Origin of the sequence: Nonomuraea sp. NPDC005650, from assembly GCF_040605375.1 — a bacterium.
Classification (GTDB): Bacteria; Actinomycetota; Actinomycetes; order Streptosporangiales; family Streptosporangiaceae; genus Nonomuraea.
Genome location: NZ_JBEXCR010000043.1, coordinates 68,840 through 90,581, shown reverse-complemented (window position 1 = coordinate 90,581; position 21,742 = coordinate 68,840). Strand labels below are relative to the sequence as shown.

The following is a 21,742-nucleotide window of genomic DNA, read 5'->3' as shown; positions in this document are numbered from 1 at the left end:
CGGCAGCCCGGGTCGGCGGGTCCGGGTGCCCAGTCGGGATGGGCATAAATATTCGACTCTTGTTGGATATATAACCCTGAGGCAGGATGAAAAGCATGAGCGATGATCGGATGTCTTCGGCCGTACAGCCCGGTCCCGACGCGGCGGTGGCCCTGCGTCCCGTGGCGGGAGGGCGGGTCGAGGGCGGGTTCTGGGGCGCGCGGCAGCGGGTCAACCGCGAGGTCACGATCCCGCTGGGCGGCCGGCGGGTACGCGAGTCCGGCGCGTTCGACAACCTCAGGCCGGCGGGCCCGCATCGCGGCAAGGTGTTCGCCGACTCCGACGTCTACAAGTGGCTGGAGGCCCTCGCCTGGGAGCGCGGCAGGGCCGACGGAGACGACCTCGCGGGGCCGTACAAGGAGGCGTCCGAGCTGGTCGCGGCCGCCCAGACCGCTGACGGCTACCTGCACACCCACACCCAGCTCACCGGCGCCGAGCGCTACTCCGACCTGGCCTCCAGCCACGAGCTGTACTGCGCGGGCCACCTCATGCAGGCGGCCGTGGCGGGCAGCCGGGCCGTCGGCGACCGCACGCTGCTGGGCGTCGCCACCCGGTTCGCCGACCACCTGGTGGCGGCGCTGGCCCCGGACGCGCTCGACGGCCACCCCGAGGTCGAGATGGGCCTGGCCGAGCTGCACCGGGAGACCGGCACGCGCTCGTACCTGGACCTCGCCGCGCGCCTGGTCACCACCCGCGGCCACGCGCTCATCCCGCTCAAGGGGCACCACGGGCCCGGCTACCGGCAGGACCGGGTGCCGGTGCGGGAGGCCGCCACGGTCGAGGGGCACGCCGTGCGCGCCATGTACCTGGCCGCCGGGGCGGCCGACGTCGCCGCGGAGACCTCCGACCTTGAGCTGCTCGCCGCCCTGGAGCGGCAGTGGCACGACATGGTGGCGACCAAGACGTACCTGACCGGCGGGCTCGGCTCCAACTGGTACGGCGAGGCGTTCGGCGGCCACCACGAGCTGGCCCCCGACACCGCGTACTGCGAGACCTGCGCGGCCATCGGCAGCGTCCAGTGGTCGTGGCGGATGCTGCTGGCCACCGGCGCGCCCGGGTTCGCGGACCTGATCGAGCGCACGCTTTACAACGCCGTCCTGCCCGGCGTCTCGCTCGGCGGCGACCGCTTCTTCTACGTCAACGCGCTGCGCGTGCGCGCGGGCGCGGACCCCGACGACCTGCGCTCGCCCGCCCGCGGCCGGCAGGACTGGTACGGCACCGCCTGCTGCCCGCCGAACGTGATGCGCCTGCTCTCCTCCCTCGACCACTACCTCGCCACCCAGGACGGCGACGGAGTCCAGCTCCACCTGTACGCGCCCGGCACCGTACGGGCGGGCTCCGTGGTGCTGGAGGTCGCGACCGACTACCCGTGGAGCGGCCGGATCGAGATCACCGTCAGGCAGACTCCCAACCGGCCGTGGACGCTCTCGGCCCGCATCCCCGCCTGGGCCGACGCCGCCGGAGTGGACGACCGGCCGGCCGAGCCCGGCACCTACCATCGCGTCCGCCGGACGTGGAGACCCGGCGACCGGGTCGTGCTCGACCTCGGGATCCGGCCCCGGCTGACGGTGGCCGTGCCCCGGCTGGACGTGGCCCGCGGCCAGGTGGCCGTCGAGCGCGGCCCGCTGGTCTACTGCCTGGAGCAGGCCGACCATCCCGGCGTCATCGTGGACGACCTGTGCGTGGCGGGCGCGGACCTGCGTGACGGGACCGCCGTCACCGGCCTGCCCGCCGAGGTGGTGCCGGTCGTCGCGCGCGGCCGGGCCCACGTGCACCGGGAGGAGGACGGCGGCTTCCCCTACCGCACCGCCGCCGCCCCCCGCGAACCGGAGCACGCGGGCCCGGTCGATCTCACGTTCGTGCCGTACTACGCGTGGGCCAACCGGGGGGCGGGCCCGATGACGGTCTGGGCGCCGATGCACGGCTGACATATGATCTCCGGGCGCGCGCGGCTCGACCACGGGAGCCGCCTCGCCCGGCCACCCCCTGGGCCTACTCCTGAGCAGCGGCGGCCACCGTGACGCCGGTGACCGACAGGTCCTCGACGTTCTCCGCCACGTCGGCCCGCAGCACCCCGGTGAACGAGCTGTCCCTGATCGTGATCTCCCGCAACGGCTGCTCGGGATAGCCCCGCAGCAGGTACGCGCTGCGCGTCCGGTCGCTGCGCAGCCCCGCGACGTTGATGTTGCGGACGAGCGGGGCCTCGTCGCCGTGGTGGCCGTCGCCGTGGTAGAGGTCGATCGAGACCGCCTCCTTGGTCAGCCCGTCGATCTCGATGTCCTTGACGTAGACGTTCTCCACGAAGCCGCCCCGCACCGAGTTCGTCTTGATGTAGAGCCCGAAGTACAGGCCGGGGCCGCCCCAGCGGCAGCGGCGGACGAACACGTTGCGGATCCCGCCGGTCGTGTCCGTGCCGATCGCGACGGAGCCGTACCGGTAGCGCATGTCGCAGTCCTCGATCAGCACGTCCTCGCACGGCACCCCGACCCGCCGCCCGTCGGGGCCGCGCCCCGCCTTGATCGCGATGCAGTCGTCTCCGACGTCGAACACGCACCCCGAGATCACCACCGAGCGGCACGACTCGGGGTCGCAGCCGTCGTTGTTGGGGCCGCGCGAGTGGATCGTCACGTTCCTGACCAGGACGTACTCGCAGCGTACCGGGTGGATCTCCCACATGGGGGAGCGGACGATCCGGACGCCCTCGACCAGCACGTTGCGGCACAGGTACGGCTGGATCAGGTTGGGGCGCAGGTAGTGGCCCGCGCCGAACACGCGCTCCTCGACCGGCACGTTCCCGGCGGCCATCCGCTGCAGCGCGGCCCAGTCGTCGGCCTCGTGCGGCGTGCCCGGCAGCCAGCCGAACTCCGGCGTGCCCACCCACGGCCACCAGTGCTCAGGCCCCGCCCCGCCGTCGAGCGTCCCGGCGCCGGTGATCGCGATGTTCTCCTGGCCGTAGGCGTAGATGAAAGGGGAGTAGTTGTAGCACTCGATGGCCGAGAAGCGGGTGTAGACGGCCGGGAGGTAGTCGGCGGGGTCGGTGCTGAACAGGATCGTCGCGCCCGCCTCCACGTGCAGGTCCACGTTGCTGAGCAGGTGGATCGCGCCGGTGGGGTACGTCCCGGGGGGCACCCGCACGTGACCGCCGCCCGCCCGGTGGCACGCCTTGATCGCCGCCCGGAACGCCTCGGTGCACTTGTCCGCCGGGCCGAAGTCGGTGACGTCGAACCAGCGGTCGGGGAACTCCGGCGGTCGCACGCGCTCGCGCAGCTCGTCGGCGTACCGCCACGCCTCTTCCTCGTTCATGGAACCTTCCTCATGCGCAGCGCGTGGTAGAGGGGCAGGGCGATCACCCAGGACGGGTTCCACGTGTTCGCCTCCCCCTTGCGCTGCCAGTTGGTCTGGAAGAAACCCTCGCCCTGTTCGCCGGGCGTCTGGAAGCCCCAGTCGCCGGGCTCGCGGCAGACGCCCTGGCCCATGGCGTGCAGGATCGTCTCGGCCCTTTCCGCGTACCCGGGCCTGCCGGTCAGCAGGCCGAACTCCATCAGCTCGGAGGTCGGGAAGAACACGTCGAGGTGGTGGTTCTGCACGCTGACCGACGGCCAGCCGCAGGTCTTGAACCCGCGCCGCTCGAACGTGCTGCCCGCGTCGAACTCCGGCGACCAGACGTAGACGAACGTCAGCAGCCAGTCCGCCGCCGCCTCCGCCCACCGCGCGTAGAGGTCGCGGCCGGTGAGCCGGTACAGCTCGAAGGCGGCCAGGAAGTAGTACATCCCGGCCTCCTTGTCCTCGCCGGAGGCGTCCAGCGTGGCGTGCGCGAACGGCCGCTCGAACGTGGCCGCGTGCAGCCGGTGGTAGTGGCCCAGCACCTCCTCGGCGCGCCGCAGCCACACCCGCTCGCCGCTCAGCCGGTACGCGCCCAGCATGGCCTGGACGCAGGCGATGCCCGCCGCGCTGACCATCCCCGAGAACGGCCGCCCGTCCGGCGTCCAGCCGATCGGGACGATGCCCTCCTGGAGCCTGGTGCGCCAGAAGAAGGCGGCGGCGTCCTCCACCGCCTCCTCCCACGCGGGCGGGACCGGCAGCCCCGCCTCCTTGAAGTGGTGCGCGATCCCGGCCAGGTCGGCGACCGTCTCGCCGTGCGCGCGGCTGGAGACGAAGTCCGCGCCGTCCTTGCGGAAGGTCTCCCAGCTGCCGTCGTCGAGCAGGTAGCGGCCGTGCCGCAGCCCCGGGGTCCGCGTCCGGCTGCCCTCGACGTAGAAGTCCGCCGCGCGGCGGGTCCGCTCCGGCTGGCCCAGCAGGGCGTCGCACAACGCCAGCTTGAGGCACTGGCCGGTCCACCCGTACAGGTACGAGCGGGGCCGTCCGTGGCGGGTGCCCTCGTAGGCGAGGTAGCCGTCGCCGGTCCAGCGGGCGTCCATGGCGTTGGCCTTGAGCCGGACGATGTCCTCGCGGCCGAGCGGGCGGGCGCCCTCGTCCTCCTGGTGGAGCCGCAGGTGGACGAGCTTTCTGAAGCCGTGGCCGCGCGGCGCGACCGGGCCCCAGTCGAGGGTGTGCCTGGTGCTGATCGCCTTGCCCGGGGCCAGGGTCCGGTAACCGATCGGGTGGTCCGCCACCTCCGCCTTGCTGACGTAGCCGACGTCCGGCCTCCCGTCGAACATGATCACGCCGGTCATGGCCGCCACCGTCAGGCCCGGTTGCCGTATGACGCCCAGGGAGTCGTAGGTGACCTTGCCGGCCGCGTCGCGGCGGGGTGCCGGGTGGGCGAACAGGCTGACGTACCGGTCGTCCCAGGCGGCGTTCACGGCGGGGATGGGCAGGCGGTCCTGCTCGCACACGAAACCGCCGCCCGGCTCGATGCGGGGGACCTTGCGGCGGGGGTCGGAGGAGGGGTTGCCGTTGTAGAGGACGCCGGGCATGGTGACGTTGGCGTCGGAGGTGGGGAGGGGGAGCAGGAGGCCCGCCGCCACGTCGGTCACCTCGTACGCGGAGTCGTTGTGCCAGGTGGCGGTGAGGGTGAGCAGGCCGTCGGGGGTGAAGGCCAGCTCCAGCCGGGCCCCGAGCGGCCCCGTCCGCGCCGTCACCACCAGGGCCTCGCCCGGGGGCGCGGCCCCGAGCGGCCCCGTGACCGCCGGGGCCTCGCCCTGGGGCGCGAGGCGGACGGAGCCCGGGTGCTCGATCCGCCAGGGGCGGCCGGTGGAGGCGGTGAGCAGGCCGCGCAGGGGCGCCCGCAGGTGCGGGGCGCCGCCGTCGCGGTGGCGCAGCCGCACCTCGGGGCCGCCCTCGCCGGCCACCACCTCGACGACCTTTCCGCCCGGCTCGGTGAGGGCGGCGACGACACCGGGTGCCGGCGCCGTCATGGGCGCCGCCTGAGGCGGACGGCCTGGGCTCCGGTGGCCGGCAGCGGGACCGTCAGCGTCTCGCCCTCCTGGACCCCCAGCGAGCCGACCGTCATCTCCCACGTGTCGATCACCTCGACGTCGTACCGCCCGCGCGGCACCTCGTACTCGCGCACCGGGAACCGGTGCTCCCCGCAGTACTCCAGGTAGAACTCGCCGGGCACCTCCAGCATCGGCGCGTCCCGATCCCGGTACCGCGCCGCCTCTGGCGTCTCCGCGATCACCTCGCGCAGCAGCCCCAGCCGCGCCACGGCCGCGCCCACCAGCGTGCCGCCGGACTCCGACCAGGTCAGCCCCTCGTCGTCGAGGTACGACTCCCCGTGCGTGACGTACCGGCGCCGCACCGACCCGTCCCACGCCTGGGCGACGACCTCCTCGGGGGTCAGGCTGTGCCACGGATCGTCCGAGTCCCCCTCGTACCCGCACATGTCCATGAGCACCGGCTTGTGATGGTCGCGCGTCCGCACCCAGGCGTCGCGCGGGCTGCGCGCGGCCACGCTCCCGTGCGTGAACGCGCGCCGCCACAGCAGCGGCGACCCCGCGTCGGCGGTGATCGACAGCGGGTGGTGCCCGGGGTCCTCCTCGGCCACCAGGTCGGCCAGCCGTACCCAGTCGTGTTCGGAGATGCCGGGGAAGGGCGTGGGGTCGGCGGCCAGCGACCACCACACGTTCGCGTGCCCGGCCAGCCGGGGCACCACCTCCGCCACCAGGCGGGCGGCCGCGTCCACGTCCCCGATGCCGTCGGAGGGATGCAGCAGGACCAGCTCGGCCGTCACGCTGATCGCGCCCAGCTCCGCCACCCGCTCCTCCAGCGAGTCGAGCGTGCACCGGGTCGCGAACGCCGCCATCCGCACCCGGTCGAACGGCGACGACTCCAGCGTGGCCAGCGTCCGCGCCCGCCGCTTCTCGCCCTGCAGGTGCCAGCCGAGCGCGGTGGTCGCCAGCGAAACCATGATCACACCCTCGTCATTCGCAGCGCCAGGTACGGCCGGCTCGGCAGCCCGACGCGCACCCGGTCCCGGTGCACCCCGTCCACCGGGGTGATCGTCATGTTCCAGGCGTCGATCAGCTCCACCTCGTAGTCCCCTTCCGGGAGCTCGACGGTCACGGAGGAGGGCCGGCGCCGGCCGAGGTAGCGGAGCAGGACACCGTCATGGCGGGCCTCCATGACCTCGCGCAGGAACCCGATCCTGGCCGGGCTCTCCCCGTACAGCCCGCCGCCGTTGCCGATCCACGCCCGTTTCTGGAAGCCGGCCAGGCTCTCGCCGTGCCCCACATGGCCGCCGCGTGTCATGCCCTCCCAGAACCGGTCCACCAGCTCGGCACCGGTGACGTTGCCCCAGCGTTTGCCGATGTTCCCCTCGTAGGAGATCTCGTCGATCACCACCGGCTTGGGGCAGGCGCGCAGCCACTCGTCCGTCAGCGTGGCGTCCCAGTGCTGGATGCTCTGGTGGGTGATCCACGGCTTGGTGTTGTCGTACAGGGACGCCACCTCGTACATCCGGGTCCCGTTGTGGATGGAACGCAGGTGCTCGTACGGGTCCAGCCGCTGGATCGTGCGCAGGATGTCGTCCCAGTCGCGCACGGTCTTGGCCCGGTTGAAGTCGTACTCGTTGGCGGCCGACCACCACACGTTGCGGTAGGCGGCCAGGCGGGCGATGACGTGGCGCAGGTAGGAGTGGTCGGTCTCCCGGCCCATGTCCTCGACGCCGCGCAGGCCGCCGTCGTACGGATGGAAGAGGATGACGTCGGCCTCGATCCCAAGGTCGCGCAGGTCGCGGATCCTGGCCTCCAGGTGGCGGAAGAAGGCCGGATTGAACCGGGTCTTGTCCAGCCCGTCGGGGTCCCGCCCGGCGAACGGCACCTCGGGGGGCACCATCTGCCCGGTCGGCAGCACGCACATGCGCAGCTTGTTGAACGGCGAGGCCGCCAGCGTCCGCAGCGTCTCGCGCTCGCGGTCCTCGTCCATGTCGTGCGTCCAGTGGTAGCAGGTCGTCCCGAACGGCAGGTACGGCGTCCCGTCGGCGTACGCGAAGCCCGTCCCCACGGCCCGCACGGGGCCGTGGTTGCCGGCGGAGGCGGGCGTCACCTCGAAGCCGCCCGCGTGCCCGTCGAGTTCAGGGACATTGCTCACGGTGGTGAACCGCCACGGACCCACCGCGTCCGGCATGAACCGGACGCGGTAGACACCGCCGCCGTCGTAGAAGCCCTCGGCCTCGACGACGCGGTTGCGGTAGCGGTACCGGGCCGACAGGCGGACCTCCGCGAAGGGGTTGCCGCCTGCCGGTCCGGCCAGCTCGATCTCGTGGACGCCCCAGCGTTCCACGGTGTCCGGAGAGGTCACCAGTCCTTCCCAGCGGCGGCCTGCGCCTTGATGTAGGCGGGGATGTCCTGCTGCTCGGAGGCGGTCAGCGACTGCTCGGGCGTCATGCCGTCACGCAGCACGTGCTGGCGGAAGACCGAGTACAGCGGCAGGTCCCAGAACTCGGTGTTCTGGTAGTTCGACACCGCGGCGTTCTCGCCCCAGTACACGGCCGAAGTGTCGATGCCGGCCAGTTCTGGGACGCTCTTGCCGAAGTTCGACACGACGTTGTCGGTCTGCAGGACGGCCTTGATGCCCTGCTTGGACAGCTCGGTCTGGGCCTCCTCCGAGACCAGCCACTTGACGATCTGCAGCGCCTGCTCCTTCTTGGCCGAGGTCGGCGGGATGAACGCGGCCCGGGTGTTCGGCTGGTAGATCGCCTTGGAGCCCCGCTTGAGCACCGGGATCGAGGTGACCCCGATGTCGACGTTCTTGGCCTGCTCCTTGAACGACTCCTCGTCCCCGTCCTCGATGAACAGCTCGCTGCCGGCGTACATGTTCAGCCGCGACAGCGTCTCGACCGCCATGGCCAGGTGCCCCGGCCGGCTCATGTCGCCCTTGAGGAAGTCCGTGACGGTGGTGAAGTCGTTGCGCGGGATCTCCAGGAAGCGGTACAGGTTCTCCACGTACTGCTTCCAGCCGTTGCCGGTGATGCTGACCTTGACCTCTTCGGGCTTCGGCTCCTCGCTCGCGGTGGGCTGGAACGGGTAGAGGCCGAGCTGGTTGAACTCCAGATACTGGTCAGGGTGCTGCATGTAGCCCTTGTAGTGGTCCAGGCCGTCGTCCCTGGTCAGCTTCTTGGCCAGCTTGTACGCCTCGTCGTACGTCGTGCCGAGCTTCGGGTACGGCACCCCGAACTTGTCGAAGATCTTCTTGTTGTAGAGCAGCACGTGCTCGTCGATGAACAGCGGCACCCCGTAGACCCCGCCGTCGGAGCGCGACTTGACCAGCTCCACGCTGGCCTTGTTGAGCTTGGACAGGTCGATGCCGGCCTTCTGGAGGTCGGGGGTGAGGTCGCCGACCCAGCCCATCGGCTCCAGGTCGCGGTCGATGCGGGACTTCGGGTCCTCGATGATGATGTCGGGGGTGACCCCGGCGCTCTTGAGGTTCTCGTAACGCACGGGAAGGTCCCACGTCGCGTACTTGATCTTGACGCCGGGGAACGCCGCCCGCAGCTTGTTCCCGATGATCTCGTCGAAGACCCTGGTCCCCTGCCTGTTCGCGTCGACGCTCGACTCGAACGGCTTGTAGTTGGCGGCGAAGATGAGCAGCTCGTCGTCACAGACGCTGAACGGCTGGTTGTACTTGTTGGGGACGTTCTTACAGTCCGCGGCCGAAGCGTTCGCGGGGGTGGCGACGACGGTCAGAGCGAGCGCGAGCAGCGCGAGCCCGCGGGCCTTGTGGTTCATTCGGTTTCCCCCTTGGAAGGCGTGTAGCTGCACTGGCGCACGACATTCCGCCGGACGCCGTTCCTGAATTCGGTGATCGTGTGCTCGGGCCAGTTCGACAGCAGGCCCACGGAGTCGCGGAGGTAGGACTCGTTGAAGACGACGTGCCGGATGTTGTTGCGGTTGTAGGAATAGACCATGTGGATGAAGCCGTCGTTGCTCTGCGTCATCACCGGATAGGTGAACTGCGGCCCCGACTGCGCCTCCACGTCGACGGAGTTCTCCCAGGTCCGGCCCTTGTCGGGAGACAGTGACACCCGCATGGGGGAGCGGTGCTGGACCCAGGGGTTGTAGGCCAGCACCAGCTTGCCGTTGTCCAGCTTGAGCGCGGCGACGCGCGAGTTCGGGTTGCCGATGGGCTCGGCCACGGGCGCGCTCCAGGTGCGGGCGAAGTCGGTCGACACGCTCTGGTAGATCGCGCCGTCGCCGGTGCGCATGTAGGCGACCAGCTTGCCCGGCTCCACCTCCACGACCGTCGGCTGGATCGAGCCCTTCGGGGTGCGGATCCAGCTGGTGTGCTCCGCGGGGTAGGCCGTCCAGGTGCTCATGTCCTGGCTGAACACGTAGAAGCCTGAGCTGGAGCCGCCCTCGTCGTAGATCGGCAGCAGCACCTCGCCGTTCGACATGCGGATCGGGTTGGTGCCGACCATCCACCCCCACTCCTTGCGGAGGTAGGTCGGCTGACTCCAGGTGTGGCCGCCGTCGTCCGAGGTGATCAGCCGGATCGGCGCCTGCTCCCAGCCGTGCCCCTCGATCGTCACGAAGAACAGGTAGAGGCGCTTGCCGTCCGACCACAGCACGGGGTTGCCGTCGGCCTTGCCCGCCTCGTCGAACACCACCTCGGGCTTGGACCAGGTCTTCTTGCCCACCGCCAGGCGCGACAGGTAGAGCGCCTGGTTGGCCGCGCCCTCCGAGGTGCCGCCGTAGTAGACGGTCAGGATGTCGCCCGTCGGGGCCTGCGCGATCGCCGCCGCGTGCACCTTGGGCACGTTGGGGTCGGGGGCGGCCACGTCCTGGCGGCAGGCGTACGAGCCGGTCGGCTCCACCCGTACCACTCCGCCGCCGTCATCGATGAAGTACGACGGGACGGCCACGGCCGCCGCCAGCGCGCCGTACAAGATGCTCTGCCTGAACTTCATGGCTGGCCAATCTCCAGATATTTGATGGTTTTCCGCAGGTAGGAAAAGGCGACGTGGAGGCGTCCGCCGCCGCCGTCGATGACGCTCGGGTAGGAGTAGCCGAGCTCGTTCTGCCAGTACTCGGGGTCGGCGTCCTGCAGCACCCGCCGGTGCGGCCAGCGGGCGCCGTCCTCGGACATCGCGAGGACCAGCGGCGTGCGCAGCGCCTTCCTGCGCCGCTCCCCGTTCTTGGTCACCCATCTGAACTGGTCGCGCTCCAGGCTCGCGTCGTTGTAGACGAGCGCGAGCCGGCCATCCACCCTCGTGAGCTGGACGGAGGAGTCGTTGTTCGGCAGGTCGGTCCGCTCGGGAGCCGACCACGTGCGGCCGTCGGCGGAGGCCGAGGCGTGGACGCGCCCCGCCCTCCGGTCCCTGAACAGCGCGAGCAGCCGGCCGTCCGGCCGTCGCGCGATCGTCATCTGCACCAGGTCGCCGCTGCCGGGGACCTGGTGCTCGGCCCACGTGCGCCCGCCGTCCGCGCTGACCTCGACGACGCTGCGGTCGCCGGAGGCCCCGCAGTGGTAGGCGGGCAGCAGCCAGGTGCCGTCGTCCAGGATCAGCGGCGGGTGCCGCACGAAGATCCCGGGCTCGGCGAGGAGCACCCAGGGCTCGCTCCACGTGCGCCCGGCGTCCGCCGAGGTCCTGGCCACGACGTGCGCGGTCTTCTGGTCGTACGGCTCGCTGGAGGTGTGCAGCAGCCAGACCAGCCCGTCGGCCTCGAACAGCACCGGGTTCTGCTCGCTGCGCTCCGGGTCGGCGGCGACCACCTGGGGAGGTTCCCAGCGGTCGCCGATGAGCCGCGACAGCACCACGTCCGTGCCGGGGTGGCCTTCCCCGGGGCCGCTGAACCAGGCGCACAGCAGGTCGCCGCCCCGGGTGCGCACCAGGTTGGCCGCGTGGTTGTCCGGGCCGTGCGGCGCGGGCAGCAGCGCCTCGCGCACCCCCGGAATCGATGGCCTGACGATGCCGTCAAAGCGCGGATCACTCATGCCTTCACCTCTCGTACGTCCGGGTCCGGCACGCCGCGCAGCTCCAGCTCCTCGGCCAGGTGGCAGGCCACCCGGCGGCCCCCGACCTCGCGCAGCGGCGGCGGCTCCGTGCGGCAGGTGTCCCTGGCGTACACGCAGCGCGGATGGAACGGGCAGCCCGGCGGCACGTGCGCCGGGTCGGCGATGTCGCCCAGCAGCTTGATCCGCTCCCGGTGCCGCTTGGCCGCCGGGTCCGGGTCGGGCACCGCCGACAGCAGCGCCTCGGTGTAGGGGTGCAGCGGCCGCGTGTACAGCTCCTCGGTGGGGCCCTGCTCGACGACCTTGCCGAGATACATGACCGCGACGACGTCCGAGACGTGCTCGACGATGCCCAGGTCGTGGCTGACGAACAGGTAGGCCAGGCCCGACTCCTCCTGCAGGTCCATCAGCAGGTTCAGGATCTGGGCGCGGACCGACACGTCCAGCGCGCTCACGGCCTCGTCGGCCACCACCAGCCGGGGCGACAGGGCCAGCGCCCGCGCGATCCCGACCCGCTGCCGCTCGCCGCCGCTGAAGGCGTGCGGGTAGCGGTTGGCGTACTCGGGGCGCAGGCCCACCCGGTCGAGCAGCTCGCCGACGCGCTCGTCGATCTCCTCCTTCGTGCCGTACCTGTGGGCCCGCATCGGCTCGCCGATGATCTCGCGCAGGGTCTTGCGCGGGTTGAGCGAGGAATGCGGGTCCTGGAAGATCATCCGTACCTGCGCCCGGTACGGCTTGAGCTCCTTCTCCTTCAGCCCCGCCACGTCGATGACCGGGCCGTCCGGCCGCCGGTAGAGCATGCGCCCGCCGGTCGGGTCGTGCGCCCGCACGATGCACCGGCCGAGCGTGGTCTTGCCGCAGCCGGACTCGCCGACCAGGCCGAGCGTGCTGCCCGGCTCGATGGCCAGGTCGACCCCGTCCACCGCCTTCACCGCGCCGAGCCGGCGGCCCAGCAGCCCGCTGCGGATCGGGAAGTGCTTGGTCAGCCCCTCGATGCTGAGCAGGGGTTCCGTGCTCACGCTTCCTCCTCGTAGAGCAGGCAGGAGACTTCGCGGTCGGTCATGGGGACCAGGCGCGGCGGCACGGCGTCGCACTTCCCGGCCATGACGGAGTCGCAGCGCGGGTGGAACGTGCAGCCGTCCGGTCGCGCGTACGGCGGAGGCACCATGCCCTTGATCGCCGTCAGCCGGGTCCGCGAGGCCCGCCCGAGCCGGGGCATCGAGCGCAGCAACGCCCGCGTGTACGGATGCCGGGGCTCGGCCAGCACCTGCTCGGCCGCCCCGTACTCCACGACCCGGCCCAGGTACATGACCGCCATGCTGTCGGCCACCTGCGCGGCCACCCCCAGGTCGTGCGTGATCAGCATGATCGCCATGCCGAACTCCGCCTGCAGGTCCCGCAGCAGCTCCAGGATCTGCGCCTGGGTGGTCACGTCCAGCGCGGTCGTCGGCTCGTCGGCGATGAGCAGGCCCGGCCGGCACGACAGCGCCATCGCGATCATCGCCCGCTGCCGCATCCCGCCGCTCAGCTCGAACGGGTACGCGTCCACCCGCCGCTGCGGCATGGGGATGCCGACCCGGTCGAGCATCTCGATCGCGCGCTGCCGGGCGGCGGCCTTGCCGACGTTCTCGTGCAGGCGGACCGCCTCGACGATCTGGCTGCCGATCGTGTGCACCAGGCTCAGCGAGGCCATCGGCTCCTGGAACACCATCGCGATGTCCTGCCACCTGACCTGCCGCAGCAGCTTGCGGTCGGCGCCGACCAGCTCGACGGGGCCGCTGTCGCGGTGCAGCGTGATCCGCCCGCCCTCGATGTGGCCCGGCGGGTCCACCAGGCGCAGGATCGAGCGCGCCATGACGCTCTTCCCGCAGCCGGACTCGCCGACGATGGCCAGCGTCTCGCCCTTGCGCACCCGCAGGTCCACGCCGTCCACCGCGCACACCACGCCGTCGTCGAGCAGGAAATGGGTGCGCAGGCCCTCGATCTCAAGCAGCACGTCGTCTACGGCCACGCCGGATCCTCCTGTTCCCGTAAGGATCGGCGGCGTCCCTGAGCCCGTCACCGAAGAAGTTCATGGCCACCACGACCACCACCACCGCGACACCGGGTGCGAGCAGCCAGGGCGCGTTCGCGACCACGCGGACGTTCTGGGCGCCCTCCAGCAGCACGCCCCAGCTCACCGCCGGCGCCTGCAGGCCGAGCCCGAGGAAGCTCAGGCTCGTCTCGCCGAGGATCATGCTCGGGATGGCCAGCGACAGCGACGCGATGATGTGGCTGGCGAACGACGGGATCATGTGCCGGAAGATGATCGACAGCCGGCCCACGCCGTCCAGCCGGGCGGCCATGACGAAGTCCTCCTCGCGCAGCGACAGGAAACGCCCGCGCACGTCCCGCGCCAGCCCGGTCCACCCGATCAGCGACAGGATCACCGTGATGGCGAAATACCTGGTCAGCGGCCCCCAGTCGGTGGGGAGCGCGGCCGAGAGCGCCATCCAGAGCGGCAGTGTCGGGATCGCGATGAGGAACTCGATGAGCCGCTGGACGGCGTTGTCCACGCCGCCCCCGAAATATCCCGATATGCCGCCTATGAGCATGCCGAGTAAGAAGCTGGCGGCGACCCCCACCAGCCCGATCGACAGCGACACCCGGGCCCCGTGGATGAGCCTGGACAGCAGGTCGCGCCCGTTCTGGTCGGAGCCCAGCAGGAAGGCCGGCTCGCCCTTGGTGACCGGGCCGATCAGGTGGAGGTCCGACGGGATCAGGCCCAGCAGCTCGTACTCGTCGCCGTGCACGAACAGCCCGACGTCGATCCGCTGGCCCGGGTCCTCGGTGTAGCGCTGCTCGTACGTCTTGGGGTCGCGCTCGGTGCGGTAGCCGTGCACGTACAGGCCGAGGTCGCCCGAGAAGCGCAGCACCTGCGGCGGCGCGTACGTCATCGACGTGTTCGCGGTCGAGCTGGACATCGGCGCGAAGAACTCCGCGAAGATCGCCGCGAAATACACCGGGACCAGGATGGCCATGCCGGCCAGCGCGAGCCGGTGCCTGCGGAACTGCCGCCACATCAGCCGCCACTGCGGCAGCGTTCCCACTTCCTTGGTCGGTCGCCTGAGCAACATGCGGCGCTACTCTCTCTTGTACCGTTTACGGATTCGCGGGTCCCACCACGCCAGCGCCAGGTCGCTCACCATGGTTCCGATCACGGTCAGCATGCTGAGGATCATGATGAAGCTGCCGACCAGGTACATGTCCTGGTTCATGACGCCGTTGAGCAGCAGCGGGCCGCCGGTCGGCAGGCTCATGACCACCGACACGATCGTCTCGCCGCCGATCAGGCCGGGCAGCAGCCAGCCGACCGTGCTGAAGAACGGGCTGAGCGACATCCGCACCGGGTACTTCAGCAGCAGCTTCCACTCCGGCAGGCCCTTGGCCCTGGCGGTGTGCACGTACGGGCGGTAGAGCTCGTCCAGCAGGTTCGCCCGGGTGACCCGGATCATGCCGGCGGTGCCCGACACGCCGATCACCACGATCGGCACCCACAGGTGGCCGAGCAGGTCGAGGACCTTGCCGAGGTTCCAGGCGGCGTCCTGGAACTCGGGGGAGAACAGGCCGCCGACGCTCTGCCCGAAGAAGCGGAAGCCCACGTACATGAGGACCAGCGCCAGCATGAACTCCGGGACCGCCATGCCGATGAACCCCAGGAACGAGAAGCCGTAGTCGCCCCACGAGTACTGCTTGACCGCGCTGTAGATGCCGATGGGGAACGCGATCGCCCAGACCATGAGCAGCGAGCTGATCGACAGCACCGCCGACAGCGCGACCCGTTCGCCGATGAGCGTCGAGACCGCCTGATTCCAGGCAAACGATTGACCAAAATCGCCGTGCAGGAGGATCGCCGTGATCCAGCGCCAGTACTGCAGCAGGAGCGGGTCGTCGAGGCCGTACCGGTGCCTGAGGTTGGCGATCTCCGCAGGGGTGATGCCCTCGCCGCCCGCCTGCGCGTTCGCGACGAGCGTCGAGACGTAGTCGCCCGGCGGCAGGTTGATGATGACGAACGTGACGATCGAGATCGCCCAGAGCGTCACGACCACGTACACCAGGCGGCGGCCGAAGTAGCCCAGCACGTCAGCCCCTCAGAGGGAGTACTGCTCGGGCTGGGTCGGCCCGGGGGTCACGGGGGCGGATGCCATCGAGTCGGGCACGTTCTTGAAGCTGTTCGACACGATGCCGTACTCGTCCGGGTACGTGCTGATGCCGATCGCGTAGAACTGCTCCGCCGCGATCTCCACGACCTTCTTGGCGGACTCGATCGCCTTGGCGGGGTCGTACTCGGTGCGCATCTTGGTGAACGCCTCGAGCTGCTCCTTGACCTCCTTGGGCGGCTCGTCGCCGGACTTGCCCTTGCTGCCGTACCACTGCGCCCAGCGGATGGCGTAGCGGGCGCTGCCGGAGTTGCTCGGCACGTAGTAGTGGTCGCCGCCGGTGCCCGCGATGATGTCGAAGTCGCTGCAGGTGAACGTCGAGGCCTGCGGCTGGTTCGCCATCGTGCGCTCGGTGAACAGCGTGTCCGCCACCGGGTCCACCCGGAGCCCGACCCCGACCGCCTCCCACCCCTTCTTCACGAACTCCAGCGCCTCGGTGTGGTGCGGGAACTCGGTGCTGGCCATGACCGTGACGATCAGCGGCCTGCCGTCGGGGCCCAGTCGCTTGCCGTCGGCGTCCTTCTTGGTCAGCCCGGCCTTGTCGAGGAATTCGTTGGCCTTCGCGACGTCGAACTCGGTGTACTGCTTGGCGAGCTGCTCGTTGTGGACCACGTTCCGCTTGGACGGCGCGGCCTGCCACGGCTCGCCCTGGCCCGCGTACACGCCGTCGATGATCTCCTTGCGGTTGATCGCGTACGACAGCCCGATCCGGAAGTCCTTGTTCCTGAACAGGTCACGCAGCTTCTCGTCCGCGATCGTCTGGTTGAACTGGATGATCATCGTGTTGCTCAGCCGGCTCGGCACGTCGAACAGCCGGTACTTGCCCTTCGCGGCGTTCTGGGCGATCAGCGGCTTGTTCTCCGGCGTGTTGAAGTTGCGCAGCTGCATGCCGATCTCGCCGTTCATGATCTTCAGCAGCTCGACCTGGACGTCGCCGAGCACCTCCGCCCTGAACCGGTCGAAGTAGGGGAGCTGGCGCCCCTGCTGGTCGACCTTCCAGTAGTACGGGTTGCGCTCGGCCACCAGCGCCGTGCCCTTGCCGATCGGGTTGCTCACCTTCCAGGCGTGCAGCGTGGGCTGGTCGGGGTTGTGCCACGGGTCCTGCTTCAGCATGAACAGCTGCGTCCAGTCCTCGAGCTGCTGGTCCTTGGCCAGCTGGTCGACGTCCGGGTTGTACTTCTTGTGGAACTGCTTGAGGTAGTGCTTGGGCAGCAGGAACCCGACCAGTCCCGGCCGCTCGAACGTCGCCACGGCGATCTGGAACAGGAGGCCCGCCTTGGGCTCCTTGTAGACGTACCGGACGGTCCGCTCGTCCACCTTCTCGACCTTCACCCGCTCGGTGGTGCTGCCGTTCTCCAGGTAGAGGTCGTAGATGCCGGTGGTGTGCAGGTCGTGGTAGGTCGCCACGTCCTCGAAGGCGAAGATCAGGTCGTCGGCGGTGCACGGCTGGCCGTCCGACCACTTGAGGCCCTCGCGCAGGCGGAAGACGTACTCCCGGCCGTCGTTCTTGACCTCGAACTCGGCCACGTTGGCCACGATGTCGTCCAGGCCCTTCTGGCCGTTCGTGCCGGGCTTGAGCCTGACCACGGGCTCGTACCCGATGGTGCCGGTCAGCCACTCGATGTCGTCCTCGCCGACGAGAGCCGAGGCCCACGTGCCGCCGTACCTGCCCGGCTCCTTCAGCGGCGTGACGACGAGGGGGTTCTTCGGCAGGCGCTGCTCCAGCGGCGGCAGCTTGCCGCTCTTGACCAGCTGCGCCAGCGCCGGGGACTCCTTGGCGGACATGTCGGCGGCCTGGGCGGCGCCGCCGGTGTCGGGGCTGGTGTCGAGGAAGCTGCAGCCGGTGGCGGAGGTCAGCAGGAGAAGTCCGCCGCCGCGGAGCAGGTTCCTCCTCGTGAACGGTTCGTGGGTCATGGGGGTGCTCCAGTTCTAACGATTGACCTGCACCAGGCTGAACCTGGCCGTGGTGTAGGCGTGGACGGCGTTCGCCTCCTGGTTGCCGTCGACCGCGAGGCCGATGTAGAAGCGGCCGGTCCGCATCACGATGCGCTCGTAGCCGATGCGGTCCCAGTTCAGCGAGTTGGACGACAGGAAGGCCTCGAACTCGTTGTCCCCGGTCAGCAGGCTCCGGCAGACCAGGCGCAGCCAGTACGGCTTCTTCGGGTTCAGCGGATCCTCGCCGGCGGCCGGCCAGATGCCGACGCTGGGCTGCTTGCCGTTCGAGGCGACCCTGATGGCCTTGGCGCGCATGCCGGCCCCGTCATCGCCGCTCGCGGAGAGACTGATGCCGGCCAGCATGAACGGTGAGTTCGGCGCGAGGTCCTGACGCACCATGATGCCCGCGACGGCGTCGACGTGCCCCATGCTGATGCTGTCCACCCGGGCGGTGATCTCGATGACCTCGCCCCGCTTGCTGAACCCGACGGCCTGATAGGCGAAGTGGAAGGAGTCCTTCCAGCCGGCGATCTTCCCGGATCCCTTCAGCGTGAACACGCCGTCCTTCAGCGCCGTGCTCCCGGGGATGGCCACCTCGCCGATGTCCTTCGCCGTCCATGGCTTGTGGGTCATGGTGCGGGTGACGTGGATCGGCACCAGCGACGAGGTGGTCGCCGACCCGGTGCTGTCGGTCGCGCGCGCCGTCAGGGCGTAGGTCCCGTCGGTCGCGTCCGCCCAGGTCGCCTGGTACGGCGCCGCGGTGGCCTCGCCGATCTTCTTGTCGCCGTGGAAGAACTCGACCTTGGCGACGGACGCGCCGTCGAGGGCCTTGGCGTCGGCCTGGACGACGATGGACTGCTGGTCCGTGGCCGCCGCGAACACCTGGTCGATCTTGGGGGAGACGATCGCCACCTCGGGGTTGCGGGCCCCGGCTCGCTGGATGGAGTTCAGGTAGCGCTCCAGGTTCGTGTACCCGCTGCCGTCCACCGTCTTGGCGTCGTCGGCGCTCTCCGGGTTCAGCCCCTGGGCGGTCTCCCACTCGTCCGGCATGCCGTCGTGGTCGCTGTCGGCGGGAGCGGGCACCTCGGACGGCGACGGCAGCCAGCCGCCCACGTCCTTCTGGGAGTTGATGTGGCGCCCCGTGCCGGTGCGTGCCTCGTTGACCAGCCGGGCGTCGATGGCGTCCCGCCGCGGCAGGATGGCTCCGGCCTGCTCCAGGACCGTCGCGAACGCCTGCTCCGAGGTCTGCTCCGTGACGCCGTTCTCGAACTCCACCGGCCTGGGCCGCAGCGTGATGCCGCCGGTCGGATAGGTGATGCCGAGCGTGTTGTCGGCCGTGAGGTCGGCGTGGCCCTCGACCGTGTTGCCGCTGACGTGCCACTCGCCGAGCCGGCCGGGGGCCACGATCGTCCTGGCGATCGGGGGCAGCGTGTTGGGGCCGGGCTTGTAGTAGTTGCCGATGATGTTGATGCCGTTGGCCCACTCGCCGCCGTAGCAGGACGTGATCCCGGGGTTGTAGATCACGTTGTTGCGGTGGTCCACCACCATGCTCATGCCCTCGGTGAAACTGAAGCGCGGGTTGCGGCCGTTCTCGTGGATGAGCAGGTTGTGGTGGTAGGTGATGGTGTCGCCGCCCCACAGGCCGCCCATGCCGTGCCGGCCCTTGGGGTGCACCGAGTTCACCAGGCCCTCGGAGATGACGCACCACTGGACGGTCACGTTGGTGTTGCCGTAGACGGAGAAGCACTCGTCCACGCCCCAGCTGAAGGAGCAGTGGTCGATGATGATGTCTCGCACGCCACGGGCGCCGAAGGTGTCGATGGCGGTGCCGAGCTCGTCGCCGCCGCGGAAGCGCAGATGGCGCAGGATGATGTTGCTGCCCTTGATCTGCGTCTCGTTGCCGATGACGGTGACGCCGTGGCCGGGGGCGGTCTGGCCGGCGATGGTGAGGTTCGAGCCGGTGATGTCGAGCCCGCCCTTGATCTTGATGTTGCCGGACACCCGGAAGACGACCGTCCCGTCGGACTTCGCCACCGCCTCGCGTAAGGACCCTGGGCCGTCGTCATCGAGGGTGGTCACCTCGTACACGGCGCCGCCCCGGCCGCCGGTGGTGTACATCCCGGCCCCTTCGGCGCCGGGGAAGGCGGGCACGCCCTTCGCCTTCACCTTCGGCGCGATGGTGGGCGTGGGGCTCGGGCTGGGCGCTGCCGCCACGTTGTCCGCCAATGCCACGGCGGGCGGAACCAACGCCGCGGACCGCACGAAATCCCGGCGACTGAATTCTGATTGCTGGCGATCGAAGCCTTCGGCCTCGCTCATGCGAAACGCTCGCTTTCTGCCCCGAATAGACAGGGCTGTGCCGTCTTTCGGCACGACTCCGGACCACGCTGTCGCTAAGTGAGAATTTTTATTCAGCCATGAATGGAGTGGATTCATCACATCGTGAACGACACTGTTGTGACTGTCAAGAGCGCTTTCCAACCCAGCCAGCTCCCCCGTCAACCCCACACCCCACCCCGCGAAGCCCCGCCCTCCGGCACCCCGCCCCCGCACCCCGGGCACCCCGCGCCCGTGCTCGGCTCCCGCACTCTGCGCCCGGCACCCCGCGTTCCGCGCCCGGCGCTCTGCCACCTTCACCTGCGCTCCACGAGCCCATGAGCCGGGCGCCGTCCGCTAGGCGGGGTCGATGTTGCGGGCGAGCTGAGCGCCCTTCGCCGCGTGGGGCCGGCGACCTTCGGCGGGCGAGCCGGGCGTACCACACGGAGCCCGCCCCCGCCCGGCAGCTCGCGGCCGTGGCGCCTGCGCGACGCGCGGCCGCTTCATGGGGCGCATCGGGCCGCCTCGTGGGGACCGCCTTCAGGCCGCCGGGTCGGCGGGAGGTGTGACGGTGCGGCTCGGCGCAACGCGCACGGAGCTCAGCCGACGCGCCGCCGGTGGTCGCGCACACGCGCGCAACAGCGCCCCCGACGGCGCACCGTACGCACCGGCCGTCCCGGTGGGGCGGAGGTCAGTTCTTCAGGAGTTGCTCGGCCACACCCACATCCGTGATGAGCGTGTTCACCCATCCCCCGCGCAGCGCCGCCCGAATGGCCGCCGTCTTCCTGCGACCCCCCGCGATGGCGATCCGCCGGGGCACCCGGAGCAGGTCGGCGGCCGAGATGCCGAGGATGCGCTCCTCCAGCGGCGAGGCGATCAGCCGTCCCTCGGCGTCGAAGAAGCGCAGGCAGACGTCCCCCACCGCCCCCAGCTCCCGCAGCGTCTCGAAGTCCTCCTCCGAGATGGCGTTGCCGCTGTCACGCAGCAGCGGCGACGGGTCCAGGCTCCCGATCCCCACCAGCACCGTGGTCAGCCGCGACCAGGCGTCCACCACCTGTCGTACGACGTGGTCGTCGGAGAGCGCCTGCCGCGCCGCCGCGGAGCCGACCAGGCCGGGCGCGGGCAGGAAGACGGGCTCGGCGCCCGTGAGGTCGGCAAGGTGGGCGGCCAGGCGGGTGGCCTGGACCTGGGCGGACCCCTTGCCCACCCCGCCGATGAGCTGGACGACCTCCTCCGCCACCTGCACCGGGCGGCGCTGCATGGCCTCCACCGTGGCCAGCAGGCTCTCGCTCCAGGACGAGATGCCCAGGTGCTCGCCGCCGATCAGGGTGGCGTCCAGGTACGTGGCACCGGCCGAGCCCAGCGCGGCCACCACGTCGTGGTTGTCGCCGGTGGCGTCCACGACGATGATCTGCTCCACGCCGTACTTGCGCTCGAGGTCCTCCTCCAGCAGCGCGTGCACCCCGCTGGGCACCACGACCACCGTGCGGACGATGCCGATCTCCGCGGCCTCCTTGAGCAGCCGCGACACCCGCGGCTGCGAGATGCGCAGCTGCGCGGCGATCTGCGGCTGGCGCACCCCGTGCTCGTGGTAGAGGCGGGCGACCCGGACCAGGAGCCGCATGCGCTCCGACTCCTGGCCGAGCCTGCGACCGCCGAACCTCAGGGGCTCGCCGACGGAGCGGCCCTTCTCGAACTGACTGTCAGCTCCCACGATCGCTGGCCTCCGCTTCGGCTCCGCCGCTCATGCTGGTCCGGTGGCGAGCCCGGGCCACTGCCGAGTGCCATTGTGCTAGGCCGCGGCGACGCTCGCACCACCCCGCCGACGAGTCCGGCCGCCGCACGGCCCACCGACCCCTTGC

At 70.5% G+C, this 21,742-nt stretch carries 15 protein-coding genes; 1 reads left to right on the top strand and 14 read right to left on the bottom strand.

The window, feature by feature from the left end:
- The first annotated feature begins 95 nt into the window (after positions 1 to 95).
- Positions 96 to 1,967 (top strand): beta-L-arabinofuranosidase domain-containing protein, encoded by a 1,872-nt coding sequence (locus tag ABZS69_RS51090; RefSeq protein ID WP_355387452.1) that lies wholly within the window; start codon positions 96 to 98, stop codon positions 1,965 to 1,967.
- A 64-nt stretch (positions 1,968 to 2,031) separates the two neighbouring features.
- On the opposite strand, the gene ABZS69_RS51085 is transcribed toward ABZS69_RS51090, so the two are convergent.
- The 14 genes from ABZS69_RS51085 to ABZS69_RS51020 all read right to left on the bottom strand — a co-directional run bounded on the left by ABZS69_RS51085 (position 2,032) and on the right by ABZS69_RS51020 (position 21,594).
- Positions 2,032 to 3,342 carry a glycoside hydrolase family 28 protein gene (locus ABZS69_RS51085; protein ID WP_355387449.1) on the bottom strand — a complete coding sequence of 437 codons (1,311 nt, stop codon included), beginning with the start codon at positions 3,340 to 3,342 and terminating at the stop codon, positions 2,032 to 2,034.
- Entirely contained in the window at positions 3,339 to 5,396 is a 2,058-nt protein-coding gene (locus tag ABZS69_RS51080; RefSeq protein ID WP_355387446.1) for a hypothetical protein, read from the bottom strand. The genes ABZS69_RS51085 and ABZS69_RS51080 overlap by 4 nt, the downstream gene beginning before the upstream one ends.
- The gene (locus ABZS69_RS51075; protein WP_355387443.1) at positions 5,393 to 6,388 is read right to left on the bottom strand and encodes a DUF5605 domain-containing protein; all 996 of its coding nucleotides are present in this window, start codon (positions 6,386 to 6,388) and stop codon (positions 5,393 to 5,395) included. The genes ABZS69_RS51080 and ABZS69_RS51075 overlap by 4 nt, the downstream gene beginning before the upstream one ends.
- Before the next feature lie 2 nt (positions 6,389 to 6,390).
- Entirely contained in the window at positions 6,391 to 7,779 is a 1,389-nt protein-coding gene (locus ABZS69_RS51070) for a DUF5060 domain-containing protein (RefSeq protein WP_355387440.1), read from the bottom strand.
- Positions 7,776 to 9,206 carry an ABC transporter substrate-binding protein gene (locus ABZS69_RS51065; protein WP_355387437.1) on the bottom strand — a complete coding sequence of 477 codons (1,431 nt, stop codon included), beginning with the start codon at positions 9,204 to 9,206 and terminating at the stop codon, positions 7,776 to 7,778. The genes ABZS69_RS51070 and ABZS69_RS51065 overlap by 4 nt, the downstream gene beginning before the upstream one ends.
- The gene (locus ABZS69_RS51060) at positions 9,203 to 10,384 is read right to left on the bottom strand and encodes a sialidase family protein (protein ID WP_355387434.1); all 1,182 of its coding nucleotides are present in this window, start codon (positions 10,382 to 10,384) and stop codon (positions 9,203 to 9,205) included. Before ABZS69_RS51060 ends, ABZS69_RS51065 begins: the two co-directional genes overlap by 4 nt.
- Positions 10,381 to 11,412 carry a sialidase family protein gene (locus ABZS69_RS51055; RefSeq protein ID WP_355387431.1) on the bottom strand — a complete coding sequence of 344 codons (1,032 nt, stop codon included), beginning with the start codon at positions 11,410 to 11,412 and terminating at the stop codon, positions 10,381 to 10,383. Before ABZS69_RS51055 ends, ABZS69_RS51060 begins: the two co-directional genes overlap by 4 nt.
- The gene (locus ABZS69_RS51050) at positions 11,409 to 12,449 is read right to left on the bottom strand and encodes an oligopeptide/dipeptide ABC transporter ATP-binding protein (protein WP_355387428.1); all 1,041 of its coding nucleotides are present in this window, start codon (positions 12,447 to 12,449) and stop codon (positions 11,409 to 11,411) included. The genes ABZS69_RS51055 and ABZS69_RS51050 overlap by 4 nt, the downstream gene beginning before the upstream one ends.
- On the bottom strand, positions 12,446 to 13,441 hold the full coding sequence (locus tag ABZS69_RS51045) for an ABC transporter ATP-binding protein (protein ID WP_355387425.1): 996 nt from the start codon (positions 13,439 to 13,441) through the stop codon (positions 12,446 to 12,448). Before ABZS69_RS51045 ends, ABZS69_RS51050 begins: the two co-directional genes overlap by 4 nt.
- On the bottom strand, positions 13,416 to 14,546 hold the full coding sequence (locus ABZS69_RS51040) for an ABC transporter permease (protein WP_355387422.1): 1,131 nt from the start codon (positions 14,544 to 14,546) through the stop codon (positions 13,416 to 13,418). Before ABZS69_RS51040 ends, ABZS69_RS51045 begins: the two co-directional genes overlap by 26 nt.
- Before the next feature lie 6 nt (positions 14,547 to 14,552).
- Positions 14,553 to 15,551: an ABC transporter permease gene (locus ABZS69_RS51035; RefSeq protein WP_355387419.1), complete on the bottom strand. Its 999-nt coding sequence runs from the start codon at positions 15,549 to 15,551 to the stop codon at positions 14,553 to 14,555.
- A 9-nt stretch (positions 15,552 to 15,560) separates the two neighbouring features.
- Positions 15,561 to 17,543 (bottom strand): ABC transporter substrate-binding protein, encoded by a 1,983-nt coding sequence (locus tag ABZS69_RS51030; protein ID WP_355387416.1) that lies wholly within the window; start codon positions 17,541 to 17,543, stop codon positions 15,561 to 15,563.
- Between the two features lie 15 nt (positions 17,544 to 17,558).
- The gene (locus ABZS69_RS51025; RefSeq protein ID WP_355387413.1) at positions 17,559 to 19,796 is read right to left on the bottom strand and encodes an Ig-like domain-containing protein; all 2,238 of its coding nucleotides are present in this window, start codon (positions 19,794 to 19,796) and stop codon (positions 17,559 to 17,561) included.
- Between the two features lie 775 nt (positions 19,797 to 20,571).
- Positions 20,572 to 21,594 (bottom strand): sugar-binding transcriptional regulator, encoded by a 1,023-nt coding sequence (locus ABZS69_RS51020; RefSeq protein WP_355387410.1) that lies wholly within the window; start codon positions 21,592 to 21,594, stop codon positions 20,572 to 20,574.
- Between the last annotated feature and the right edge of the window lie 148 nt (positions 21,595 to 21,742).